The following is a 641-nucleotide window of genomic DNA, read 5'->3' as shown; positions in this document are numbered from 1 at the left end:
AGTGACGGTCGATGCTTCAACCATTCACCGCCGGGTTCGCAAGTTCGGCCCCGAGATTCGCAAACGGGCATTCGGTGCCCACCGTTCGTGGCGCGGCCTACAGTGGCATGTCGACGAAACTTACATCCGGGTGGGTGGCCGCTGACATTATCTTTGGCGAGCAGTGGATCAGTTTGGTCAGCTGATAGATTTTCGCCTGACCGCGAGGCGCAATTCCAAGGCCGCAAGGTCATTCCTGCGACAGGCCCGAGAGACTGCACGTCTCTCCCATCCGCTGACCATCGTCACCGACAAGGCACACAGCTATGCCAAGGTGATCGGTGAGATCAACGCTCGGCTCGGACCGGAAGATGCGATCCACCACGTCGACCGGAAGTACCAGAACAATCGGATCGAGAGCGACCATGCCGCGTTGAAACAAAGATTGCGCCCAATGCGCGGGTTCCGGACCATGGCCGGAGCTAAAGCTGCTCTCGCTGGGATCGAGACCTTCCACAAAATCCGAAAGGGCCAGTTCGAAGATTGTGAAGCCGGGGTTGCAAACGAGATTTCCTTCGTTGCCAATCTCTTCCCGGAAGCTGCGTGAGAGAAGAGGTTCTGGATTCCACTGCCTGGTTGCCAAGCTAACGCAATAGACCCGT

General features: G+C 57.6%; 1 protein-coding gene. It reads left to right on the top strand.

Annotated features, from left to right (window positions below):
• Nucleotides 1-163: 163 nt before the first annotated feature.
• Nucleotides 164-586: a DDE-type integrase/transposase/recombinase gene (locus V8359_RS19360; RefSeq protein ID WP_442970410.1), complete on the top strand. Its 423-nt coding sequence runs from the start codon at nt 164-166 to the stop codon at nt 584-586.
• Nucleotides 587-641: the final 55 nt, after the last annotated feature.

This window comes from Roseovarius sp. E0-M6 (genome assembly GCF_037083845.1).
GTDB lineage: Bacteria > Pseudomonadota > Alphaproteobacteria > Rhodobacterales > Rhodobacteraceae > Roseovarius.
Note: the sequence above shows the minus strand (reverse complement) of the source record. Positions and strands in the feature narration are given on the sequence as shown.